This is a genomic window from Nostoc foliaceum FACHB-393, from assembly GCF_014698505.1.
Classification (GTDB): Bacteria; Cyanobacteriota; Cyanobacteriia; order Cyanobacteriales; family Nostocaceae; genus Nostoc; species Nostoc foliaceum_A.
Map to the genome: position 1 here is coordinate 17,977 of NZ_JACJTD010000024.1, position 24,075 is coordinate 42,051.

Sequence of the window (24,075 nt, forward strand, 5' to 3'; positions counted from 1 at the left end):
GCCACATATCTTAAAAACTTCAGGAAGCGTAAAGATTACTATGAAACTCGGTTTCTTTGCTCATATACTGAGTACCATTGCGATCGCACTTGGTTCTACTGCCACTCTAATTCAACCTGGCTATACGCAGGATAATAAGTTTTACTGTGGAATGAGTGGAGGTGTTCCAGCAACACTAGTTCGGACTTCCAGAGGAAACATTCCAGTAATTCGCTGGGTTGACGATTCTTTTCCCCCACCTTGGACTCCCCAACAGCGCTGTGAAGAAATATCTGCCAGATTCCAACGTTTCTACGGCAATGGGACTCTAAATTTCGTCAGGGCAGGAAAACTCAGCAATCAACCTGTATTGTGTGTTGCCAGTTACAAAGGTGGTTCTTGTCTGCCTAACGGAGTGCTAGTAACATTGAAAGTCGTTACTAATGCCCCACTGACACTACAAAGGTTATTAGATCGTCAAGGTTCGGGTGGCGGTAGACCAATTAATCTGAGCGGTGGCGATAGTAAAGAATTGTTCTCCTACTACCAAGAGGCGGCTTACCTGGATGTAACCAAGTTCATCTCTCAGGTAGAAAGTTCAGGGCAACGCGAATCCTGTCCAGCAGGAAAACCGGCTTGGGAATGTTGAGTAAATCGCAATCTGAACGAACATGGATTGGCGCTTAATGATGCTGATTGCCTGTATTGGCAGTTTATCTATTTCACCGCTAGGCTCAAAACCAAATGTTAGGGCTTTAGATACAAAAAGTTCAACCCAAGGCTCCGCCAAACAAGTGCAACAACTAGCTGAGTTGATCGCTGTCAAAGTCCTATCAAAAGACTTTTTGGGGTCGGGGATTCTGATTCACAAAAAAGGGTCGGTTTATCAGGTGCTTACCAATGCCCACGTACTCAGGTCGGGTAACCCACCTTACCAGATTCAAACTCCTGATGGCTTAATCTATGCGGCTGATTTGTCCAAGATGAGCGTAGGCGTAGCCCGCCGCAGGCATCGCTCTGTTCCTTTCTATTTTAAGGGTAACGATTTAGCTGTATTACAGTTTCGCAGCCCCAAAATTAGCTATACAGTTGCATCTCTCGGCCATGCATCAACTTTGAGTGTAGGAAATGAAGTTTTTGCTGCTGGGTTTCCGTTTGACAGCCAAGGCATCCAAGATACGGGGTTTGTTTTCCGCAGAGGTCAAGTTTCTCTAGTGCTAGACAAAGCCTTGGAGGGCGGGTATCGGATTGGGTATACCAATGATATTGTCAAAGGTATGAGTGGAGGCCCACTGCTAAATTGTGCAGGTCAGCTTGTGGCTATTAACGGGAGACATGCTGAACCTCTATGGGGTGAGCCATACATATATCAAGATGGAACACAGCCCGAACCACCCCTGCTCAAACAGATGAGCAAGTATAGCTGGGGTATTCCGATTGAAGAGTTTATGCAGATGGTATCACCATCATTTACAAATAATTATTCTGATACAGATATTCAGGCAGAGGTGAGGCGATGAATTTTACTCGTAGTCTTTCGGCAATACTTGTTGGTGCAGCTGTGGTATTGCTGAAACCTCAAGTTGCCTTATCCTTAACTCCGGTAGAGGTTAACAATATTGCTCAAACAGTTACTGTTCGCATTGATGGAGATGGTGTCGGTTCTGGAGTAATTTTTGAACGCAAAGGTGAAACTTACTTCGTCCTCACCAATCGACATGTAGTGTCCAGAGACGGAAGATATGAGATTCATACCCAAGATGGCGGTAAGTATCCCGTTTATTACAGCAAAGAATTGCCGGGATTAGATTTGGCCGTGTTGCAATTCAACAGTAATAAAAGTTATCCGATCGCTAATTTAGGCAACTCTGACCAAATTAGAGAAGGAATGACGGTTTATGTGGTGGGTTGGGCCGACCGTTTACCAGGTATTGATGAACGCAGCTATCAATTTACTAATGGCAACATTCGCAGTCGCCTGAAAAACCCAGATGAAGGCTACGCCTTGGTTTACAATAACGAGGCGCTTCCTGGGATGAGTGGTGGCCCAGTGTTAGACGAGAATGGACGTTTAGTAGGAATTAATGGGCGAGCTACACAACCAGAAGAGAAGACAGGTACTGTTTTAAGGTTGGGAATTCCGATTAATACCTTTTTAGCAGCCAGAAATAATGTCCAACCAGTAACCGCGAGTTCGCCAACTCCGGCACCAAAACCAGGTGTTAAACCCAATATAGCTACAGCTGGACAATCAAATACTACAGAAAAACCAGCCCCTAAACGACAACAAAATGCTGAAGACTTCATCAGCTTGGGGGGGGCTAAAGCCGATAAAGGAGATTATAAAGGAGCGATCGCTAATTACAACCAAGCCCTACAAATTAATTCCAACAATCCTGATGCATACTTCCGACGGGGTGCAGCCTACAATGAACTAAAAGATTACCCAGCAGCTTTTAAAGACTTTGAACAGGTAATTCGCCTCACTCCCAAAAATGCAATTGCTTATGCCTACCGAGGTTTTGTCCGCGCTCAACTAAAAGACTATCAGGGTTCGCTTGCCGATGCTGACAAAGCCATTAGCCTCAACAACGATCCCAAATCTCGTACTTCTGCCCTTAGCTACGCTGTCCGGGGTACAGCTAATTTCGGCTTAAATGACTATCAACAAGCGATCGCCGACATCGGCCAAGTAATACAGCGGCTACCTAACCAACCCGAACCTTACGGTTTACGGGGTATAGTACGCACGGTGCTGAAAGACTATAAACTAGCGATCGCCGATTATAATAAGGCACTGAGTTTTTTTGAGTTCTCCGGCATTGGGATTCGCCTCAATAACGAACAAAATCAGGGACTAATAATTGAACAGGTTAATGACGACTCTCCGGCCTCAAAAGTGGGGGTGAAAGTTGGGGATCGGATTTTGGCAATTGATGGTAAACCCACTATCAAGATGAAAGTGGAAGATGCTACTAAGCTGATTCGCGGTGAGGAGGGTAGTACAATTACCTTGCGAATTAAACGCCAAGGTAGAAGCGACTTTGACCTCAAGGTAAACCGAATATTGATTAGCGATCCCAAAGCTGCGGAAATCTATCAAAACCGCGCTATTGCCCGCGTTGGTTTGGAAGACAAACAAGGAGCGATCGCGGATTTGCAAAAAGCCGCAGATTTATATCAGAGGCAAGGAAAAACAGCAGAATCCCAAACTGTACTCAACTCTCTCAGAGAACTACAAAATATTCCATCAACTTCACAACCACCTACCCCATCAAATCAAGCAGAGCCTCAGACAATTATTGCCACTGCTAACGAGGCAATTGTACGAAATCCTAAAGATGCCAATGCCTACACTAGAAGGGCATCTGGGCGCTATCAGCAAGGAGACAAACAAAAAGCATTAGAGGATTTAAACCAAGCCACTCGCTTCAATCCCAAACATTCCCTAGCTTGGTTTTTTCGCGGTGGCGTGTTACAAGAATTGGGACGAAATGAAGAGGCGGTTACTTCCTATAACCGGGCAATTGAAGCTAACAGTGAATGGGGGAAATCCAGCGTTGCTGATGTGTATTTCAGCCGAGCAAATCTTTACTCTGATAGCGGAGACTATCGACGAGCGATCGCAGATTATAACCAAGTACTTCGCCTGAATCCCAAAAATGCCTCAGCCTATGCCTTACGAGGTCTGAATCACCAGCGTCGGGGAGACAATCAAGCAGCAATCAAAGATTTTAACTCCGCAGTTCAGATCGACCCTAATAATGCTGTTGCTTACTTCGCACGGGGTATTAGCTACCATTTCCAGGGAGACTATCAGGGGGCACTTGCTGCTTATGAAAAAGCAACTGTCCAGGATGCTAAATTAATAGCAGCTGTTAACAACCTGGGGCTAATCAAATATGAACTCCAAGATATTGAAGGAGCCATCCGTCAGTTTCAGGCTTCTATTAAGATTGACAGCAAATCCGCAGAACCTCAACTAGCCTTGGCAACAGCATTATATGTTAAAGGCGATCGCGAACAAGCTCTAGAATTAGCACAAGCCGCTCTGCGCTTAGACAAAAGGTTTGCTGATTTAGACGTTCTCAAGAAAAATCTTTGGGGCGATCGCATCTTAGCAGACGTACAAAAGCTCCTACAGAATCCACAAATTCGAGCGTTACCATCTCGTCGCTAAATAGTGCTGATTACTGAGTTGGGAGTTAGGAGTTGGGAGTTGGGAGTTAGGAGTTAAAATTTTCTCTCCCTGCTCCCGCTCTCTGCCGTTTTAGCAAATTAGTTAATTTCTAATAAATCAATCATTTGTTCAGCAGTTTTTAATAAATCATCATATTGACTTTCTTCGGCTGCATAAGTAATTATGTAGGCTTTGTTATTGCTTAAAGTCCAAACTGCTTTTCGTTTTATAGTATATTTATCTTCTTTACCAGAATAAACTACTTCATGTGCTGGGCGATTTGCTAGCTGAGTTAAACGTGATTTATCAATTTTTGCATCCGCCAGAAACTGCGTTATTTCATTAACTCTTGAGCTAGTATATTCATCCAATGAAATAGGTTGTTTTAAATCTTCAATTTCTACAGTCAGGTTGCTTTGATAAGGCTTGTCTACATTTTTTTGAGGTGACCAAAATCTAGCTACATCTGTTGTAGTTGTGTTGTTTTGTTCTATTTTTTCTATTGACCAAGTTTGAGGATATTTTATTTTAATTCCATAAGCAAGATTTTCGTAAATCAAGGAATTTGTTACAAGTGATGTCTCTTGTGAGGTTGAGCTAAATATTTGTTGTAATTTTGGAATCACCAGCACAGTCATAGAAAAGATGATCGCTAACACTGTCAAAGCTAGGGTGATTTTCTTAGTTTTTGACCACTGTTTATTATTTATAGTTAAGTTTGTCAGTGCTTGTAAAGCTGTAGGTGCTGACTGGTAGCGTTGACCAAAATGGTATTTCACCATCCGATCTAAAATGTCTGCTAATTGAGGACTGACTTGGGCTTGGTTACGCCAAATAAATTCTAATGTTTTCGGGTCACTTGGTAGTTTGAGAGGGAAAATACCGGTCAGTGCTTGAATTCCAATCATTCCCACAGCGTAAATATCGCTGCAAAGTTGTGGCTGTCCGTTATATTGTTCGCTAGGCATATAACCAGGAGTGCCAACGGCCACTGTTCTTCCCTGATTATTAGCCATCAAGGTGCTGATTTCTTTTACTGCCCCAAAGTCAATTAAAAAAAGCTTGCCATCAGCAGTACGTCTGATTAAATTGGCAGGTTTGATATCGCGGTGAATAACGTTCTGTTGATGGACAAACTCTAATATTTTCAATATGTCCCATAAAAAAGCAATTACTTTCTCTTGACTCCATTGTTGACCAGGTTTTAATTCTGTGCTTAGGTCATCACCCTGTACGTATTCTTGAACTAAATAAAATTCTTGATTTTCTTCAAAGTGAGCCAACAGTCGCGGTATTTGCTCGTGGTTGCCTAACCTATAAAGAACATCCGCTTCCGTATCGAATAACCGCATTGCTTGTTGCAAAGCTTGCGGGTTAGTAAATTGAGGCTTGAACTGCTTGACTACGCAATGAGGATTGCGAGGTAAATCCATATCTTCAGCCAGATAAGTCTCCCCAAACCCTCCCTGTCCTAATTTTCTGACGATTTTGTAGCGCCCTCGGAGCATTGTTCCTAGCATTAAATTCACCTAGGCTCTTGTCATGTACCACTCATCGAATGATTGATACTGATTTTCTCACAGAATTTAACATAGAGTCCAAAACTACAAGCTTTAGTCAGTTTAAGGGTGTATGATCAGGAACGAAAATAGGTTCTGGGTTGGAGTTGTGAGAGGTTATTTTCTAAAAATATTGTGTGCTTTTGATTACATTTAATCAATTGTTACTCGTTATATATGAGTAAAATATTGATTTTAAATTTCCAGCGGGTTTTTACTAAGCAATTCAATATAAAATCTAAAACTTAAAATCCAAAATAAACATGGCAGACCTAACTCCGAATTCTAGTTTTAGTTTGACACTGCGCTTGCAGATTCCCAATCGTGTAGGGATGTTAGCGTCAGTAACCCAGGCGATCGCAACCACTGGTGGTAATCTTGGTCAAATTGATTTAATCGAGCAAAGCCGCAAAGAATCTACCCGCGATATTACCGTTGATGCTGCTAGTACCGAACATGCTGAAACCATTGTGCAAGCAGTAAAAGCATTGCCAGACATCAAGTTACTCAGCGTCTACGATCGCACCTTTAATTTGCATCGTGGTGGCAAAATCAGCATTACTAGCAGAATTCCCCTGAAGAGTGTGTCTGATTTAGCAATGGCTTACACACCCGGAGTTGGTCGAATTTGTACTGCGATCGCTCAAGATCCAGAGGAAGTTTACAAGTTAACCATCAAACAAAATACTGTTGCCATTGTTACCGATGGTAGTGCCGTTTTGGGCTTGGGAAATCTCGGCCCAGCGGCTGCTCTCCCAGTCATGGAAGGCAAAGCAATGCTGTTCAAGGAATTTGCGGGGCTAGATGCTTTTCCGATTTGTCTGGCCACTCAAGATACAGAAGAAATTATTCAGACAGTCAAGAATATCGCTCCAGTTTTTGGGGGTGTGAATTTAGAGGATATCGCTGCACCTCGCTGCTTTGAGATTGAAAAGAGATTACGCCAAGAGTTAGATATCCCCGTTTTTCATGATGACCAGCATGGTACAGCAATTGTCACCTTGGCAGCATTGTTTAATTCCCTAAAACTGGTACATAAGTCAATGGCGGAAATCCGCATCGTGATTAATGGTGCTGGGGCGGCTGGAGTAGCGATCGCTCGGTTACTGCGGAAAGCTGGCGCAGAAAAAATCTGGATGTGCGACTCTAAAGGAATTATCTCTACCAGTCGCACCGATTTGACAGAAGAAAAACTCGAATTTGCCGTGAAAGCTCAAGGTACCTTAGCGGGTGCAATGCAAGGGGCAGATGTGTTTATTGGAGTCAGCGCACCGGGAGTTTTGACACCAGAAATGGTACATTCGATGGCGAAAGACGCAATTGTGTTTGCAATGGCGAATCCCATTCCAGAGATTCAGCCAGAATTAATCAGTAAAGATGTGGCTGTGATTGCTACCGGTCGCAGTGATTACCCGAATCAAATCAATAATGTCCTAGCTTTTCCTGGGGTATTCCGTGGTGCTTTAGATTGTCGGGCCCATACAATTACCACCACAATGTACCTAGAAGCTGCAAGTGCGATCGCTTCTTTAGTCAAGCCTTCAGACTTGAATCGGGAACACATTATTCCTTCTGTCTTTGATGAGCGTGTCGTCACTGCTGTTGCTGCTGCTGTACAACAAGCCGCACGTCAAGAAGGTATCGCTCGGAATTAATTATCTAAAAGAATTACTCTTACGGGATGGGCATCTCACCCGTCCCTGAACTTTTAGGCTGCAATCAATTTGCGCTATGAACTGATGTTAAACAGATAAGAATTGATGCATGATTGGTGATTAGATGAGTTGGGGCTACCAATTTAGGAGCAAAGACACACATCTAAAACACCACTACTTTGTCAACTGTTTGCAATGAAGTATCAAGTTGGGGACGAGTTTTTACAAGAACTGCCACTGATTTTAGGGGGGCCAATCCTCAAACATACTGAGCCAGATTCAGTGACGGTATGGATGGCACTGAAACAGTCTTGTCAGGTAGAACTTAAGATTTATGACACAACAAATGATGGTAAAGCGCTAGGAAATTGTTTATTAGAGGGGAAACGCTCTACCGTTGCTTTGGGTAAGCATCTGCATGTAGTTGCGATCACGGCTTGGTCTAAAGTTGGACATCACCTAACTAGCCATTGCATCTATGCATACGACCTCCAATTTACTGTTGCTGACCAAAGGCAAAATCTGCAACAAGCATTATGCTCAAACTCCTTTCCTACAGTCAGCATCAGCTACTTTGAGCATCAAAAACCAACCTTTGTTCTGCCGCCAAACCATCTTCAAGATTTGCAAATTATCCATGCTTCCTGCCGTAAACCTCATGGTCATGGGTTTGATGCACTGCCGATTCTTGACAGTTTGATTGATGCTTCAGCTAATCAACCCCAACACCGCCCCCACCAGCTATTCCTTACTGGAGATCAAATTTACGGCGACGATGTAGCAGAACCATCCTTGTGGGTTGCCAGTACTCTTGGTGATGCCCTCTTGGGTTGGGAAGAACAACTTCCTGTGAATGGAGTGTACTGTACTCCCCAGCAGCTACCCCCCGGACAGAGGGCTGATGTTGCGACAAATCAAGCAGGTTTGACCGCAGGATTACATAATAAATCTGATAAAGTTAACAGTCATCTTTTCAGCCTGGGTGAGTACTACGCTACTTATTTACTAGCTTGGTCACCAGTCTGCTGGCCGGTTGCATTTCCCAAAGGACACCAAGTAATGCGCGATCGCCATGCTATCAAGGACTGGAATCGAGCAGTGCGGCATTTGCGCCAATTCATTTATACGCTTTGGAAAGTGCGCCGCGCCCTTGCCAATATTCCCATGTACACCATCTTTGATGACCATGATGTTAGTGATGACTGGAACTTAAACCAAGCTTGGTGTTTGCGAGTGCTGGGGCGTCCCTTGGGGCGAAGAATTGTCCAAAATGCATTATTAGCCTACACGGTTTTTCAAGGATGGGGCAATACGCCAAAGCAATTTACAGAAGGTCAATCCGGTGAAAAGCTGTTGGCGGCTGCCCAAGCTTGGTCAGCTTCTCAAGGAATGGATACAAAAGCTGATGAAGCGATCGCTCGTTATGTAGGTATGCCAGCCAACGATCCCCACACAGATTTACCTATTTTAGTCCGAGACGGTTCAGTATTCATTTTGGATCGACATCCTGAAGCAATCACTTGGCACTACATAGTTCGGAGCAATTGCCATGAAGTAATCGTGTTGGATACACGCACTTGGCGGGGTTATCCAGCCGATCAAAAAGCGATCGCACCGCCGATGCTGCTGTGTCCAAAAGCTTTTGAGCAACAACTAGTTTTACCTTTACAAGAAATAGCGGAACAAACTCAGATTCAAACTACGTTTGTGATTGCGCCCACAAATGTATTTGGATTACAAGTGATAGATTGGATTCACCACTGGCATTTGCAACGCGAAAAAGTTTTTTCAACCGATGTTGGAGATGCTTGGAACATCAATGTTGAAGCACTGGCGAAATTCCTAACCACCTTGTTTGAGGAACGTCAACAAGTCGTTATTCTATCCGGGGATATTCACTACAGTTCTGTTGCCCACTTATCTTATGGACGCACTCATTCCAAATTACAATCTGTCTTGGTGCAGTTAACCGCTAGTGCATTGAAGAATGAAGAGATTTTGACACGGCTTATTCATACACGATTGAAAGATTGGCTACTACCAGAAAAGGTGCGACATTGGATAGGGTGGAGTAATCCACCCAATATGGTAGAAATTTCAGAGAAACAATTACACCATAATCGCCAGATGCTGACTAATTCTGACTGGCATTGTGTACTGGAGTGGATACCTCGAAATAGTGTTCAGACTTCTGCCTACACAGCAGATATATTATCGTTGATAGCTCCCTGGAAACGAGCCGAAAACGCCAAATGGAAATGGTTACAACCCCTGATGTTTTGGAAATCTCGTTGTATTCAGGAGGGGCGAGAAGTAGTTGGATTTAATAATTTAGCTCTGGTTCACTTTGAGTTAGCAGATGGGAGTAGTTCTGGCAAAGTTATTCAAGATTTGTACTGGTTTTCTTCTTGGTATCCAACCCAAGTTGTTTATAGCCGTTTTGAGAGCCAGTTAACGCCCAATCAGTCATTGTTACGATGACAAGCTTTGCGATCATCGGAAAAAAACTCTGTTACCAAAATTGTTACGAGTGTGTTGTTGTTGGGTAGCTAATTTATCATGATATATAGTTAAACTCCTCACACCACACTGAAAGCCGTAAAACATCATGTTTTGCGGTTTTTCCCTTTTAAAGTGTACAGTGACTAATTATTTGTCATCGGCGACAAATTGTTGTCATGATGACAAATTGTTGTTGTTTAAGCTCAAATTTGTATTTTGAGACTGCCAATGACAAATTAGTGTCATTTACAAAAACTGAGCTTATTGAGCATCTTACAACTCTATAAGGCTAATATAACCTTATTTACCCTAACAAGCTTGTTTAAGAAAGCTTGGAATGTGGTGTAAGGAGCTTCTTTCAACCCTCTCATTTTTTAAGACTTTTACAAAACTAAAACCACAAAATTATTATAATGAGACTGGTTTTTACAGGTAAATGCTAATTTCTAGCACACGATACATAAGCACTTTCATCTCACCCTGTATTAGGAGGGTTGTTGTCACTTTCAGCAAGACTCGTCATCTCAAGGCAGCAAGCTGATTTCTTTCAACCCACCCTGTATTAGGAGGGTTGTTGTCACCCAACACTTGCACCATCATCTGATGAAATCGACTTTCAACCCACCCTGTATTAGGAGGGTTGTTGTCACCCGATGGACAAAAGTTTATATCCCAAAGACTGGCTTTCAACCCACCCTGTATTAGGAGGGTTGTTGTCACTGCGGCAATTTCAGTTGAGTAGTTTGGTACTTCTTCTTTCAACCCACCCTGTATTAGGAGGGTTGTTGTCACTCCATCTCCCTTCTCTGCATTGTGGTCGCATAGTCTTTCAACCCACCCTGTATTAGGAGGGTTGTTGTCACGAGTTTCACCCTTCCTATCTTCAAGAATTGCCCGCTTTCAACCCACCCTGTATTAGGAGGGTTGTTGTCACATCGCATTTTGAATTTCAACGTTGCCAGCAGCAACTTTCAACCCACCCTGTATTAGGAGGGTTGTTGTCACCCACCTAGTTTCAAAATATTGTGGGGCGACGTTTCTAGATTTCCTCAGCGCGTATGTCTCCCAATTTCCTATTTGAGCCTCAGTTACAAGAATCATATCTCGATGGAAAAACGATAAATTCAGACGGGGCAAGGTATTTGGAACTTGCGCGGAACTTTTAGAAATTTTGCCTTGATTTTAGTCCTTCAAATGAAGAATTGGGGAGGGTTCCCCCTTGATCGGAGGTGATTAAGTAGCCACTACAGCAGTACATCCGCGCCCTTATTGCTGGGAGCGCACCTATCCTGTCCGAAGACAGCAGCATCAGGGTGAGCAGCTACTAGGGTCAGAAAGCAAGACTATATTGCTACAGTCAAACTAACCCTCATTTAACACAGTTCAGAGGCTGCAAGCAGCATAAACTGCGGCGCTATTGATTATTTTATTATCAAGGTTCAGATATTTGTCAACTTCGCCTAGCTAGGCGCTCATGGTATGCAGAAAGTGCCAATTCCTTTGCTTTGTCTTGGGGACTGCCGCGAATAGGTTGTTTTCCCCCTTCAATCATTATTCCTGCCTGAGCAGCTTTGCTTTGAATGCTTTGAATTAATCTGCCGTAGCTCCAGGAATGGACGTTAACTCGATACTGTTTGGCGTATTTTTGCTGAACTTCTACGGAGCCTGGACATTTTGCTTCGGCTATGGCTTGAATTTCACTTTGGACAATCTCCCGCATATCCCCTAGCTTAGGCAAAACGATGCTGCCAGCTTTGTAAGTTTGAGCGATCGCAATAATTTCTTTAGCTAATAATCTGTCTACATACTGCCCTAACTCAGATGCCCCAAATTGATTGGGAGAGAAACTTTTTTGTGCTTTGTGGCGATCGTGGGATAATGATCGCTGCTGTCGTCTCTGGCGATTTAGGAGTTCGTAATTTTCACCTAGTAATTGCCTGATGCTGCGGTAGGCTAAGACTTTGTTTGCGATCGCATCTACTACGGCGACAGTTGCAGGTTTTTCTAGTCCCAGGCTGACTCCAACCAAAATGTGTGATTGACCTTGGTAAAGGAGTTTACTAGGACGCTCAAAGGATTTGTTAATTCGAGTTAGCGTTGATTCTTTACGTTTAATAAAAGCAAGCTGTGTTTCCCTGAGGTCACTTTTATTCTTCATGTTGGTGATGAATTTGGTAATCTCATCAGTTTTTTCCTGGCGAACCTGTTCTGTTCCTTCGGCAGTCCAGAGGCGATTGTCAACACAGCAATAGAGACTCAAGTGATTAAGATTCCAAGGTTCGCCTTTACCTTTACCTTCTTGCCAAGCTAGACGACCATTTCTGAGGGTGAACAAACCACTTGAATGCTGATTTTTGCTTTGGCGTTTTGTTTGTTGATCTTCTAAGAAGCGTTTAAACCAGTGCAGTTGACGACTATCACAGTACACCTCAAAAGTTAAATCGCTTAAGCCATTGAAGTGAACACATAACCTACCTTTTTCGTTTGTTGACCAAACTAGGTCTTCGTTCGTTTCATAAACCAGAGGAAAAGGAACAGAACTAGATCGGGTTAAGAGAATATCCTGCCAGCGTTTGGCTTCAGCATTGTCTTCTGGAACAGTGGTTGCAGCAGCGAGCAGTGTCTCCAACCATCTAGCATTAGTTAAATCTCGACCTTTAGGAATTCGACTTGTTAGCTTTTCGGTTAGCCTTTGAATTTGGATTTCTAGCTTACGACGGCGTTTAGCAAATTTTTCTGGATCTTCTTCTTTTTCATTGAGTTTGCAGCCATTTTTTAGCAAATAGCTGATGGCGCTACGGCTGAGTATATCGTCAGTCTCTTGGTAAGTGCCAAATAATTTATGAGATAAGCTTCGATCGGGATTGGAAGCGGATGATTTTTTGGATTTTTTAGTCTTACTTTTTTTAGTTAAAGGAGCATTAGATTCAGATTCTGGCGTAGCCATTGCCAAAATTTCAGCAGCTTTGGTACGAATTACTTGTAAGCTACAATCGCTCATTTCTACTAATTCAGTATCGCTGTTGAGCATTTCTAGCCAGCGTATCTTGCCATCTAGCTGTTGCTGTAGACGTTTCTGAATCGCTAACCAAGATTTGTAAATGTAATCTACAACATGAATTGCTGATAGATAGAAGCGGCTGGGCTGACCTGTAAATCTAGGGTCAGTTTTCAGGGGTTGGCAAAGTTGACTAACAACAGTTGACGGCAGTTTGCCATTTTTTCGCCATTTCTCAAAATCTTGGTGTTTACTAAGCTGTTGAAGCAGTTCGTTAATCAGGGGTGTGTTTAATTCTGCCATTAACTTCCAGAGTTTTTGGCGGGTAGATTCACTGGCAATTAGGCGACATTGAATAGTAATTTGGCTCATAAAAATAAAGTATCACAAAAACACATTATGTTCTACAAAAAACTAATGTGTTTTAGGAAATGCTTCTATAGGATGATTCTTATGGAAGGAAAGTTTTACACAAGCACAGAAGCAGCAGAAATTACTCATTGCTCTCGCCGCCAGTTGCAGTATTGGCGGGAGAAGGGAGTTATAGTACCTACGGTTAACAGTACTGGCAAAGGTCGTAATGTTTACTATTCCAAAGCTGACCTGTTGGTGTTAACAGTAATGGAGCAGTTGCTGTCAATTGGGCTAAATTTTGAGGTTTGCCATGCAGCTTTGGAAACACTGCGCGAACAGGAACCTTGGTTATTTAATGAGTCTGTCCCCGAAGAAAAGATGAAGCGGCTAATGTTATTAACCACGCGATCGCCTGAACAACCTTTGCAATTGGCAGAGTTTGACAAGCAAGTAGCGCTAGAAGCTCTTTGTCAAGGGCAGACTGTAATTCCTTTTTGGTGCGAGCGCATTCATCAACAATTAAGGGACAATCTCAAAAGCTTTAGTAGCTAATTTGACGTTGAATATTTAGGTTTTGTCGTTGCCACATAATCACAATGCTAGTTTCATACTTAACAACAGACAAATTTTAGGTGTAGAATTATACTATACATCCTCTTAACCGAAAGCCTACCCTTTTATGTCAGAAGCAATTGACAAGAAATCTTTGAGTGAACGTGATATTTGTACAAAGTACATTACACCTGCTCTAACTAATCGGGCATGGGATATCAACACTCAGATTCGTGAGGAAGTGACGCTGACAAAAGGTAGTGTGATTGTTAGGGGTAAGCTTGCTAGTCGAGGTGAGCAGAAACGCGCTGATTATGTGCTGTATCACAAACCCGGTGTACCACTGGCTGTAATTGAAGCTAAAGATAATAATCACAGTGTCAGTGCGGGGATGCAACAAGCGATCGCAACTGGTGAACTAATTGATGTACCATTCATCTTTAGCTCTAATGGCGACGCTTTTATGATGTGCGATCGCACGATTACAGAAGGAGAACGAGAACGGGAAATCCCCCTCAGTCAGTTCCCGACACCGCAGGAACTTTGGCAAAAATACTGTGATTGGAAGGGAATTGACTCAGAGATTCAGCCGATTGTTTCTCAAGATTACTATCCTAGTCCTGATAAAAAACAGCCACGCTATTATCAACAGATTGCCATTAACCGCACAATTGAGGCGATCGTAAAAGGAGAAAATCGCATTCTGTTAGTGATGGCAACAGGTACAGGTAAGACTTTTACCGCTTTTCAGATTATCTGGCGCTTGTGGAAATCGGGGGCGAAAAAGCGTATCCTGTTTTTGGCAGATCGGAATATTTTGGTTGACCAAACTAGAGTCAATGACTTTAAACCCTTTGGCTCAAAAATGACCAAAATTCAGAAGCGACAGATAGATAAATCTTATGAAATTTATCTATGCCTCTATCAGGCAGTAACGGGAAATGAAGAGGCAAAAAACATTTATCGCCAATTTTCGCCAGATTTTTTTGACTTAATTATCATAGATGAGTGCCATAGAGGAAGTGCTAATGAGGATTCCGCATGGCGAGAAATTTTGGAATATTTTAGAAATGCTACGCAGATTGGCTTGACAGCTACCCCAAGGGAAACAGAAGAAGTTTCTAACAGCCTTTATTTTGGCGAGTCACTTTTTACCTATTCACTCAAACAAGGAATTGAAGATGGTTTTTTAGCTCCCTACAAAGTGATTCGGATTGATTTAGATAAAGACTTGAGTGGATGGAAACCAAAGCCAGGTCAACGGGATAAGTATGGTAAACCAATTCCCGACCAAGTGTATAATCAACGAGATTTTGATAGAACTCTGGTGCTAGAGAAACGCACTGAGTTAGTTGCACGGATTATTTCTGATTATCTTAAATCAAGCGATCGCTTTGCCAAAACTATCATTTTTTGTGAGACGACTGACCACGCAGAACGGATGCGGGTGGCGTTGGTAAATGAGAATGCTGATTTGGTGGCGGGGAATAGCCGCTATATTATGCGAATTACTGGGGATGATGCTCAAGGTAAGGCAGAATTGGATAATTTCATTGACCCTGAAAGTAAATATCCCACGATTGTTACTACCTCTGAGTTACTGACGACGGGTGTTGATGCTAAAACCTGCAAATTGATTGTTTTGGATCAGCGCATCCTGTCAATGACCAAATTTAAGCAAATTATTGGTCGCGGGACTCGCATTGATGAAGACTATGGCAAAATGTTCTTCACAATTATGGACTTTAAAAAAGCGACAGAGTTATTTGCTGACCCTGATTTTGATGGCGATCCTGTACAAATTTATCAGCCTAAGCCAGCTGATCCCATTGTTCCGCCTGATGCTGGAGATGATGAGGTAGTTATAGATGATGGCGAAATTAGCCGCAAGCAAACGCGGGATAGGTATGTAATTGCAGACGAAGAGGTGTCTATTGCTTTTATTCGAGAGCAATACTACGGCAAGGAGGGTAAGCTGATTACGGAATCGATTAAAGACTATACTCGCAAAACAGTTAGTCAGGAGTATGCCTCATTAGATGCTTTCTTGAAGAAATGGTACTCTACGGAGCAGAAGCAGGCTATTATCCAAGAGTTACAAGAGTTGGGTGTACCTTTGGAAGCTTTAGAAAAAGAGATTGGTAAGGATTTTGACCCCTTAGATTTAATTTGTCATGTTGTCTTTGACCAACCACCATTAACTCGCAGAGAAAGAGCAAACAATGTCCGCAAGCGTAACTATTTTAGCAACTATGGCGAACAAGCTAGAACGGTTTTAAATGCTTTGTTGGATAAGTATGCTGATGAGGGAATTGAAGATATAGAAAGTCTTGATGTGTTAAAGGTTCAACCAATCAGCGATTTAGGCACTCCGTTAGAGATAATTCGTATTTTCGGTGGTAAGCAGGCTTATTTACAAGCTCTGTCTGTTCTCAAAGAAGAATTATATCGAGTATCTTAATAATCCTAAATATTATTTGAAATACTAGCAATAATATTTCAATGATTAGGCTAAATAGATGAGATATATTAATATATTTTTTGCAAATTTAAAATTTGTATTATTAGCAATAGTAATTTTTTATGAATCAGTATTTGATTAATACAAAATATGCAGCAAGCAATATTATTGATTTAATCATGCACGATGAAAGATACCTTGAAAAAGCAGAGGGAAGAAAACGCCAAATTGATGAGGAATTAAAGCTTTCTTATGAAAGATTTTATGCGGGAGATATGTCAGATGATATCAGCCCAATGCAAGTTCAGTATGAATACGTCCAATTGATGAAGTACGCAGAGAGATTAAGCGAACAAGAAAAACACTTAATTGTTCAGATGGAATGCTTGAAAAATTTAATAGATGCTAAATTATTTGCTGTATCATCTCTTTGCGGTGCGTTACTTCAAATAGCTAAACAAGGAATTTCAATTGTACATAGAGGTTTAGGAAATTGCCCTGATGGTAGAGGTATAGGTAATGAAGTTTTAAAAAATATAATTTGGCAAGCACGAAATCAATCAATACACTATGAGGAAGGTAGCTTTAGACCACCAGTCCAGCAATGCTTTCAAAATTTGGAAGCTTATTTTGGAAATGAATTTTCATTAAGCCTACACCCTAACGAAAATTTTGCACAAAAAATAGTTATAAACATTCTTGGTTGGAATGACTATCAAGTGTATGAATACGATATGATTTCTATTCTAGGTTAATTGTGCCAATCGGCGATCGCAGTCTCATATTATGTCAATCAGCACTACAATTAAGACTATTCAAGATATCATGCGGAAGGATGCGGGCGTTGATGGTGACGCGCAACGCATTAACCAGTTAGTTTGGATGATTTTCCTCAAAGTTTTTGATGCCCGTGAAGAAGAATATGAACTACTAGAAGATAATTATAAATCTCCGATTCCTGAAGGGTTGCGTTGGCGTAATTGGGCAGCAGATTCTGAAGGTATCACTGGAGATGGTTTACTAGATTTTGTCGATAATGCTTTATTTAAAACTCTCAAAGAACTGAGAACTACGGCAACTGATGCGCGTGGGCAGATGATTGGTAAGGTGTTTGAGGATGCCTACAACTATATGAAAAATGGCACTCTCATCCGCCAAGTAATTAATAAGCTCAATGAAGTTGATTTTAATAAAAAAGACCAGAAAAAACAGTTTAGCGAAATTTACGAGAAAATTCTCAAAGATTTGCAGAGTGCGGGAAATGCCGGAGAATATTATACTCCCCGTGCGGTGACAAAGTTTATTGTAGATAGAATCAAGCCGCAATTAGGGGAAATTGTATTTGACCCAGCTTGCGGTACAGGTGGCTTTTTAACGGCAGCAATTGATTACATTCGCCAACATTTTCAAAGTGCTGATGTCCCAGAAATTCTGCAACGGACGATTCGCGGAACTGAGAAAAAGCCGTTACCTTTTAACCTTTGTGTAACGAATCTGATTTTACATGGTATTGATGTGCCGGAAGCAGAACATGATAATACTTTGGCACGACCATTACGCGATTATAGTCCTCACGAACGGGTGGATGTAATTATCACTAATCCGCCTTTTGGTGGGATGGAAGAAGATGGAATTGAGGACAATTTTCCCGCTACTTTCCGCACGCGAGAAACCGCAGATTTATTTCTGGTGCTGATTGCTCATTTACTCAAAGAAGGCGGTAGAGGTGCAATAGTTCTGCCAGATGGTACGCTGTTTGGGGAAGGTGTAAAAACGCGGATTAAAGAAAAACTGCTGCAAGATTGCAATCTGCATACAATTGTTCGTTTACCAAATGGCATATTTAGTCCCTACACAGGTATTAAAACTAATCTGCTATTTTTCACTAAAGGTGAACCGACAGAAACGATTTGGTATTATGAACACCCTTACCCAGCAGGTTATAAGTCATACTCGAAAACTAAGCCGATTCGCTTTGAGGAGTTTGCACCGGAGCAAGAATGGTGGGATAACCGCGAGGAGAATGAATTTGCTTGGCAGGTTTCAATTGCAGATTTAAAAGCAAATAATTACAACCTAGATATTAAAAATCCTCACAAAGTTGATGTAGAACACGCTGATTTAGATGAGATGTTAGCAGATCATCAAAAACTCATGGCAGAGTTGGGTGATATACGGAGTAAGTTGAAATTTGAGTTGATGGAAGCATTGGAAAGAGATGAAACTTAAAACTTTTTTTGAAAATTTTGAATTGTTGACAGATACGCCAAATGCGGCTGCAAAGTTACAGGAACTGATTTTGAAACTGGCTGTAAGAGGTAAGTTGATTCTCCAAGTTACTAACGAGCAAGTTACAGTAACTCAGCTTGAAGTAGTAAAAAGAAATAAAAAAAGCTTTGATGATAAGAAGCAAGTTAGAGAATCTAAGGGTAGCTCAGAGATAAATTATTCTGACATTGCTTATCAAATACCCAAAAATTGGATATGGACAAGGCTTTCTAATATAATTACTCTTAAAAGTGGTTCAACTATTGATTTAGGTTTAGAGATAGATAAGGGAGAATTAATATATCTCAAAGTAGGTGATATGAACCTCCCAGGAAATGAAATAGAAATCACTAATTCAAGCCGTTATGTTTTACCTACAAAAAAAATAGAAAAGCAAACTATACCAGGAAATAGTATTATTTTTCCTAAAAGAGGCGGTGCTATAGGAACCAATAAAAAGAGATTAGTAAAACAAGCAATTTTGGCTGATTCTAATATTATGGCAATGATATGTCATGAAGGATTAGATATTGAATATTTATATACTTGGTTTTATACAGTTGACCTTTGGCAATTAAATAGTGGAACTAGCGTACCACAAATTAATAATAAAGATTTAGAGCCATTACTGTTTCCTTTTCCACCGCTTGCAGAACAAAAACGCATTGTAGAGAAGTGCGATCGCCTGCTTTCCATCTGCGACGAAATCGAAAAACGCCAGCAGCAAAGGCAGGAGAGCATTTTGAGAATGAATGAGAGTGCGATCGCTCAACTCCTCTCCTCTCAAAATCCCGAAGAATTCCGCCAACACTGGCAGCGCATTTGCAACAATTTTGACTTACTCTACAGCATCCCTGAAACAATTCCTAAACTGCGTCAGGCGATTCTAGAATTAGCAGTACAAGGTAAACTTGTGCGTCAATTGCCTAATGAAGAACCTGCTTCTAAAGTATTACAAAAAATAAAAGAAGAGAAAGAAGAATTAGCGAAACAAGGAATTGTTGTAAAGGAAAAAACATTAGCTTCAATAAGTCTTGATGAGCTATCCTTTAATATCCCAGAATCTTGGATTTGGGTTAGACTTGGACAAATTGTAAAGAGTATTCGCTATGGAACATCTAGACACTGCTCGTATGAGCAAAATGGTGTGCCTATTCTTCGCATACCTAACTTAATAAATGGAAAGATTGATCAGCAAGATTTAAAATTTACTGTTCTATCTGAAAAAGAGCTTCTAGAATTAAAACTAGAAAGAAATGACCTTTTAATGATTCGTTCTAACGGCAGCAAGTCTCTCATAGGTAGAACTGCAATTGTTAGCGCAGATGTAGAAGGTTATGGTTACGCCGGATACTTAGTTAGGCTCAAAATTTTTCTTAATTATATTGATTCAAGATATCTTAATTTAGCTTTAGATACAAATTTTGTTAGATATCAAATTGAAATTCCTATTAGAACAACTTCAGGAGTTAAGAATATTAACAGCACTGAAATTTCAAATCTAATACTTCCGCTTCCACCACTTGGTGAACAAAAACGTATTGTAGAGAAGTGTGATCGCCTGATGTCCCTCTGCGATACCCTAGAAGCTAAATTGAAACAAGGGCGAGATAGTAGCGAGAAGCTAATGGAAGTCGCAGCAAAGCAAGTTTTAACAGCCTGATAACGTCCTGGCGTTTCGCATTCAATCAGCTTGCAGGCGATCGCTGAATACTGTTAACTCAAATTGTGGAAAACTGCGATCGTAGTCTTAAGGCTATTACAGGTAAATGATAACTGACTCCCGATTGCTGAAAAGATGCCGATCTTGGATTTGCAAAATGCTGATTAATTCGTGGAAACGTCGGCTGTAATAAAGATTTATAAACTTATGGAAGCCTTAAATATTAGACTTTGCAAGTCTTTGCGCGAGATAAGAGAGACTCTAAAATCAAGTCAAATTGCCTCATATATCCAACATTAATAACCCAACCATATCTGGAATGAAAATGAGTATAAATTAATGCTGGTAATAAAGGGACAATATCCATATCTGCAAACTTGTCGGTTCCCACCCGTTTAATATCGGTCAATTCGTCCACGATTTCATTATACGTCTGGTACTCTCCTCCTTTTCGCCAACCTACGAGATCGCAAAATTTATCCCTATCGACTTTACTTAGACTCTGGTAAATTTTACTCTGGATGCTGATGCCAAATTTATTATTACTATTGTCAAGCCAAAGTCGATTGATCTCCTGAAGCGTATCACAGGGGAAATTCTTCAAAAGCTGATACCAATTTGCATAGTTTTCTTTAACCATGACTTGGTAAAAAATCCAAGCAGTTTCCTCATCTGCTTCTTTCCACTGTTCTTGCTGAAGATAGTTTTTCAATACTTCACATAGTCTATCTGTTTCCAATTCATCAATATATTTTCTCAATTCAGATTCCAAAGCTTTATCGGCTTCTGAGTCATATCGAACTGCTAACATCTGAGAAAAGCCTTGCCTGAATCGTTCGTGATTTTCTTTATTAGCGAATTTCAATCGAAAAATTTCTTGCCATACTTCTTCGTTTTTGTTCTCTTCATTACCCCATAATTCATGTAATTTTTCATGAGCTTTTTGGTAGAGAGAATAGACTTCTGACGCTTCAGGTAGTTTAATACCAGGAATGATGTGAGGTAAAATGCGCGAAACTCGATAAAGTCGATTTGATTTTTCTGGCTCGTAACTTACTTCTATAAGCCCTAATTCAATCGCTCGACTCAACTGTTTTTTGTAGTCAAAAGTAGACTCACAAACTACTGATAATGCTGTCATGGGGACGGGAATTTCAAATACCAAACATCGGCTAAGTATTCGCTCAATGTCTTGGTCAATTTGCTCATATAACTCTTCCCAAATTATTCTTCCTTGCCATTCAGTAGGATTGGCTTCAAGTTGAGTGAGTTTTGTTTCTGTATCTTCTGTTGACAACACCTCATCATTTAACCATTCCAACAACCGAGGATTACCATCAGCCAAAATTTTGGCTCGCTCAATTAAATTTAGAGAAATTTCCTCGGAATTAAAAGCTTTTAATCGACTCAGTTTTTTCTGTAGATCCGATTTGCGGAAGGATTCTAGAGGTTGTTTGTAGAATGATTCATTCAGGTTTGATTCAAAGTCATAACGACAGGTAATAATAATACGGTCGTCGGCATTATTTTCTTTAATAGCCCATACTAATGACTTCAATATTTCGGCTACTTGAGTTTTGAGAATATACCTTCCTTGACGATGTTCTAAATTCCACTCAAAGTCATCAAATACAAGCAAAAAAGGTTTCTCCCCAGATTGGTTCAACTCCGTGAACACATCTCTTAATCGATATTTGAGTTCCTCTTTGCCTTCCCTGAGTGCTGTCCGTAGCTCTGCATCCCTCAGTTTATCTGCTAGCTTACTCACCAAACTAGATTCATCAATTTGTCGCCACCAAATGATTTTTTCACTTTCAGATAAGCGATCGCACAATCTCGCTGCAATCGTACTTTTTCCTAATCCTCCCATACCATGAATTAAAACCCCAATCTTTTCTGAATAGGGCTTGAGTACCCGCAAACAGTTTTGTAACTGGCGACGACGACCAACAAAAGTTTCACGGGTGGCAACTCTCAGTTTCTTCTCTGGGTCTAAAAACTCTTGAGCAACAGAAGCACGAGCTACGGGTTTACGTCCGCGCTTAACCAACGCACCCGGTAGAATTTCTGCCACATACAAGCGCAACAAATGCCAATCTCGTGCTTGATTTTTTAGCAGTACTTGATAAGCGATCGCAATTGCTTCTGTAAGCGTCTTTCCGGCTGACAATTCCTGGTACAAGACAGCAGCAGTAGCAATGGCATCAGTATCCAACACACGCTGACCCCAACCGATAACAGCAGTTGCACCTTGCTTTAGTAATGCCTCTGCCATTGATGGTACTCCACCTGCGTCACCTGAGTATCCAGTATTACAACCAGAAAGGAAAATTAGCTTGGGCAGTTGGAATTGCAATTCTGTAGCGATGTCTTCTGCACTGCTATATTCTGCTTCTCCCAATTCCGTCTCAGTGATAAAACGTGGTTCTTCATCCCGAAACGTAGCATGACCTGTCAGGTGGATAACATCAAAGTAATTCTTCTCGTTATCATCCACCAAATAACCCAACTCTTTTAGGCAACCACTTTCTTCCACTATCAACGATAAGGGTTGACGCTTCGTTGCTGCTAAAATTTTGGCTTCTTCAGCCTCAAAATCCAGTTCCGGTTCGATTCGCAATGGCGACGTTGCCATAAACAGAACATTTAATGCCCGATTTGCTGGCTGATCTTCTGGTGTCAGTTGTTTAGAATCATCATCCTTTACCCACCGGATGGGAATAATGGGAAAAGGTCGCCGATTCAACAAAAAATCTGTACTATCGTGCAGTATTTCCCACGGTAAATGAGCGAGTTTTTCCGTTGCAGCAATAGCAAGAACGATACCCTCACGCTTATGCTGGGAAATAGCACTTTGAAAAATGCGATCGCTTCCGTCTAACCAGTTATAAAGTGCCTGCCCAGTCTTAGCATAGTCTTCTGGCAGTCTGGTGTAATAATCTGTTTCTACCTTTTGAATCAACTCAGTGATTTCTGCCAGGGGTAGCTGACGAGACTGGCAATTATTGGGATTATCCCAGAATAAACGCAACTCTGCGTAGCGATCGCCCACAAGTTTCAAGTCAAGGTGGAGAATCTTCATTACTACTTGTAGTTTTCTAGAATCTCTTTGATTTGCTCTACAGTTGCGTCTTTGAGCAGTAATCGCCGATTATCATCAGTGACAATTAAAACCTTCTCAACCCTGGCACCAGTTGGGTCGTGTAAAGACTTTTGATTCTTCTCCTTCCACTTGTGAATACTCTCTGCAATGGTCAATGTTCCACTCACAATTCCCACAATCGTGGCTATAGTGGCTAGGGTTCCTTCCCGCTCGACTTCTTCAATAGTTTGATAACTTCCTTCTAATCCCTCAATTGCTAAAAGTTCTTCTGTAGCTTTTACTGCATCTCGTCCTTGGATTTCAATTTTCATATTGCTAAATCTTTAAATAAAAACTTCGGAGAGAAAATTCAGTTAAATGGCGCTTATATTTTTACTTGAAGTAGAGGATGTTAGAAACTGTTTAACAAAATAGCACAAGGTTCGCACCCCACCTTGGCATCTACCTAAAATTGTTACATTCCTTGGAAATGCGCCATATCTCTGCGAATATCTCAAGGATATACAACAGTACATCACAAGCACCACATAACGAAAGTCTCCTAACAGATAAGCAGAAATTAGACAGTCGTTACTTGCGCTTCGTTAACAAATTACGAATTATTTTGGTGGAATTTTCCCGTCATTCTGAGCTTGTTTAATCGCTCGTTTCACAATTAACACCGCCATTTGAGACAAAGAACGCTCCTCTGCATCAGCCAAAAATTGCAGGGCTTCTTTGTCTTTTTCTTCCATATAAAGAGTTACAGTTACTTTTCCCATTTCATCATCATAAGCGATTTAGTGTGTTTTTAGCTTAAAC

15 protein-coding genes and 1 CRISPR repeat array are annotated in these 24,075 nt (G+C 41.2%); of the genes, 10 read left to right on the forward strand and 5 right to left on the reverse strand.

Annotated features, from left to right (window positions below):
- Positions 1–40: 40 nt before the first annotated feature.
- From H6G92_RS20075 to H6G92_RS20085, 3 genes are read left to right on the forward strand one after another with little or no spacing between them, the layout of a single operon-like run.
- The gene (locus H6G92_RS20075; protein ID WP_190895362.1) at positions 41–628 is read left to right on the forward strand and encodes a COP23 domain-containing protein; all 588 of its coding nucleotides are present in this window, start codon (positions 41–43) and stop codon (positions 626–628) included.
- A 22-nt stretch (positions 629–650) separates the two neighbouring features.
- On the forward strand, positions 651–1,499 hold the full coding sequence (locus H6G92_RS20080; protein WP_190895363.1) for a S1 family peptidase: 849 nt from the start codon (positions 651–653) through the stop codon (positions 1,497–1,499).
- Positions 1,496–4,159 carry a serine protease gene (locus H6G92_RS20085; protein WP_190895364.1) on the forward strand — a complete coding sequence of 888 codons (2,664 nt, stop codon included), beginning with the start codon at positions 1,496–1,498 and terminating at the stop codon, positions 4,157–4,159. The genes H6G92_RS20080 and H6G92_RS20085 overlap by 4 nt, the downstream gene beginning before the upstream one ends.
- A 98-nt stretch (positions 4,160–4,257) precedes the next feature.
- Here the strand turns inward: H6G92_RS20085 and H6G92_RS20090 are convergent, their stop codons facing one another.
- Positions 4,258–5,679 (reverse strand): serine/threonine-protein kinase, encoded by a 1,422-nt coding sequence (locus H6G92_RS20090; protein WP_190895365.1) that lies wholly within the window; start codon positions 5,677–5,679, stop codon positions 4,258–4,260.
- 302 nt (positions 5,680–5,981) lie between these two features.
- Between H6G92_RS20090 and H6G92_RS20095 the strand changes: the two genes are divergently transcribed.
- Positions 5,982–7,373, forward strand: coding sequence for a malic enzyme-like NAD(P)-binding protein (locus H6G92_RS20095; RefSeq protein ID WP_190895366.1), 1,392 nt, complete (start codon positions 5,982–5,984; stop codon positions 7,371–7,373).
- Between the two features lie 195 nt (positions 7,374–7,568).
- Positions 7,569–9,854, forward strand: a complete 2,286-nt coding sequence (locus H6G92_RS20100) for an alkaline phosphatase D family protein (RefSeq protein ID WP_190895367.1) — start codon at positions 7,569–7,571, stop codon at positions 9,852–9,854.
- A 488-nt stretch (positions 9,855–10,342) separates the two neighbouring features.
- A CRISPR array of direct repeats spans positions 10,343–10,880; the repeat unit is 37 nt; unit sequence CTTTCAACCCACCCTGTATTAGGAGGGTTGTTGTCAC.
- Positions 10,881–11,325: 445 nt separating this feature from the next.
- Here the strand turns inward: H6G92_RS20100 and cas12k are convergent.
- On the reverse strand, positions 11,326–13,245 hold the full coding sequence (gene cas12k / locus H6G92_RS20105) for a type V CRISPR-associated protein Cas12k (protein ID WP_190895368.1): 1,920 nt from the start codon (positions 13,243–13,245) through the stop codon (positions 11,326–11,328).
- 81 nt (positions 13,246–13,326) lie between these two features.
- Between cas12k and H6G92_RS20110 the strand changes: the two genes are divergently transcribed.
- The 5 genes from H6G92_RS20110 to H6G92_RS20130 all read left to right on the forward strand — a co-directional run bounded on the left by H6G92_RS20110 (position 13,327) and on the right by H6G92_RS20130 (position 20,171).
- Positions 13,327–13,779, forward strand: a complete 453-nt coding sequence (locus tag H6G92_RS20110; protein ID WP_190895369.1) for a MerR family transcriptional regulator — start codon at positions 13,327–13,329, stop codon at positions 13,777–13,779.
- A gap of 127 nt (positions 13,780–13,906) precedes the next feature.
- Positions 13,907–16,240, forward strand: coding sequence for an EcoAI/FtnUII family type I restriction enzme subunit R (gene hsdR / locus H6G92_RS20115; RefSeq protein ID WP_190895370.1), 2,334 nt, complete (start codon positions 13,907–13,909; stop codon positions 16,238–16,240).
- Positions 16,241–16,362: 122 nt separating this feature from the next.
- A complete protein-coding gene (locus tag H6G92_RS20120; protein WP_190895371.1) occupies positions 16,363–16,995 on the forward strand; it encodes a hypothetical protein in 633 nt (210 codons plus the stop codon).
- Between the two features lie 31 nt (positions 16,996–17,026).
- Positions 17,027–18,469, forward strand: a complete 1,443-nt coding sequence (locus H6G92_RS20125; protein ID WP_190895372.1) for a type I restriction-modification system subunit M — start codon at positions 17,027–17,029, stop codon at positions 18,467–18,469.
- A complete protein-coding gene (locus H6G92_RS20130; RefSeq protein ID WP_190895373.1) occupies positions 18,459–20,171 on the forward strand; it encodes a restriction endonuclease subunit S in 1,713 nt (570 codons plus the stop codon). The genes H6G92_RS20125 and H6G92_RS20130 overlap by 11 nt, the downstream gene beginning before the upstream one ends.
- A gap of 223 nt (positions 20,172–20,394) precedes the next feature.
- Here the strand turns inward: H6G92_RS20130 and H6G92_RS20135 are convergent, their stop codons facing one another.
- The 3 genes from H6G92_RS20135 to H6G92_RS20145 all read right to left on the reverse strand — a co-directional run bounded on the left by H6G92_RS20135 (position 20,395) and on the right by H6G92_RS20145 (position 24,035).
- Positions 20,395–23,253 carry a CHAT domain-containing protein gene (locus tag H6G92_RS20135; protein ID WP_190895374.1) on the reverse strand — a complete coding sequence of 953 codons (2,859 nt, stop codon included), beginning with the start codon at positions 23,251–23,253 and terminating at the stop codon, positions 20,395–20,397.
- A gap of 2 nt (positions 23,254–23,255) precedes the next feature.
- Positions 23,256–23,585 carry a hypothetical protein gene (locus tag H6G92_RS20140; RefSeq protein ID WP_029636323.1) on the reverse strand — a complete coding sequence of 110 codons (330 nt, stop codon included), beginning with the start codon at positions 23,583–23,585 and terminating at the stop codon, positions 23,256–23,258.
- A 288-nt stretch (positions 23,586–23,873) separates the two neighbouring features.
- Positions 23,874–24,035: a ribbon-helix-helix domain-containing protein gene (locus H6G92_RS20145; RefSeq protein WP_190895375.1), complete on the reverse strand. Its 162-nt coding sequence runs from the start codon at positions 24,033–24,035 to the stop codon at positions 23,874–23,876.
- Positions 24,036–24,075 lie beyond the last annotated feature (40 nt).

Coding starts and splice junctions, on each gene's coding strand:
- H6G92_RS20075 (WP_190895362.1), top strand. CDS start 41: ATGAAACTCGGTTTCTTTGCTCATATACTGAGTACCATTGCGATCGCA.
- H6G92_RS20080 (WP_190895363.1), top strand. CDS start 651: ATGGATTGGCGCTTAATGATGCTGATTGCCTGTATTGGCAGTTTATCT.
- H6G92_RS20085 (WP_190895364.1), top strand. CDS start 1,496: ATGAATTTTACTCGTAGTCTTTCGGCAATACTTGTTGGTGCAGCTGTG.
- H6G92_RS20090 (WP_190895365.1), bottom strand. CDS start 5,679: ATGCTAGGAACAATGCTCCGAGGGCGCTACAAAATCGTCAGAAAATTA.
- H6G92_RS20095 (WP_190895366.1), top strand. CDS start 5,982: ATGGCAGACCTAACTCCGAATTCTAGTTTTAGTTTGACACTGCGCTTG.
- H6G92_RS20100 (WP_190895367.1), top strand. CDS start 7,569: ATGAAGTATCAAGTTGGGGACGAGTTTTTACAAGAACTGCCACTGATT.
- cas12k (WP_190895368.1), bottom strand. CDS start 13,245: ATGAGCCAAATTACTATTCAATGTCGCCTAATTGCCAGTGAATCTACC.
- H6G92_RS20110 (WP_190895369.1), top strand. CDS start 13,327: ATGGAAGGAAAGTTTTACACAAGCACAGAAGCAGCAGAAATTACTCAT.
- hsdR (WP_190895370.1), top strand. CDS start 13,907: ATGTCAGAAGCAATTGACAAGAAATCTTTGAGTGAACGTGATATTTGT.
- H6G92_RS20120 (WP_190895371.1), top strand. CDS start 16,363: ATGAATCAGTATTTGATTAATACAAAATATGCAGCAAGCAATATTATT.
- H6G92_RS20125 (WP_190895372.1), top strand. CDS start 17,027: ATGTCAATCAGCACTACAATTAAGACTATTCAAGATATCATGCGGAAG.
- H6G92_RS20130 (WP_190895373.1), top strand. CDS start 18,459: ATGAAACTTAAAACTTTTTTTGAAAATTTTGAATTGTTGACAGATACG.
- H6G92_RS20135 (WP_190895374.1), bottom strand. CDS start 23,253: ATGAAGATTCTCCACCTTGACTTGAAACTTGTGGGCGATCGCTACGCA.
- H6G92_RS20140 (WP_029636323.1), bottom strand. CDS start 23,585: ATGAAAATTGAAATCCAAGGACGAGATGCAGTAAAAGCTACAGAAGAA.
- H6G92_RS20145 (WP_190895375.1), bottom strand. CDS start 24,035: ATGGGAAAAGTAACTGTAACTCTTTATATGGAAGAAAAAGACAAAGAA.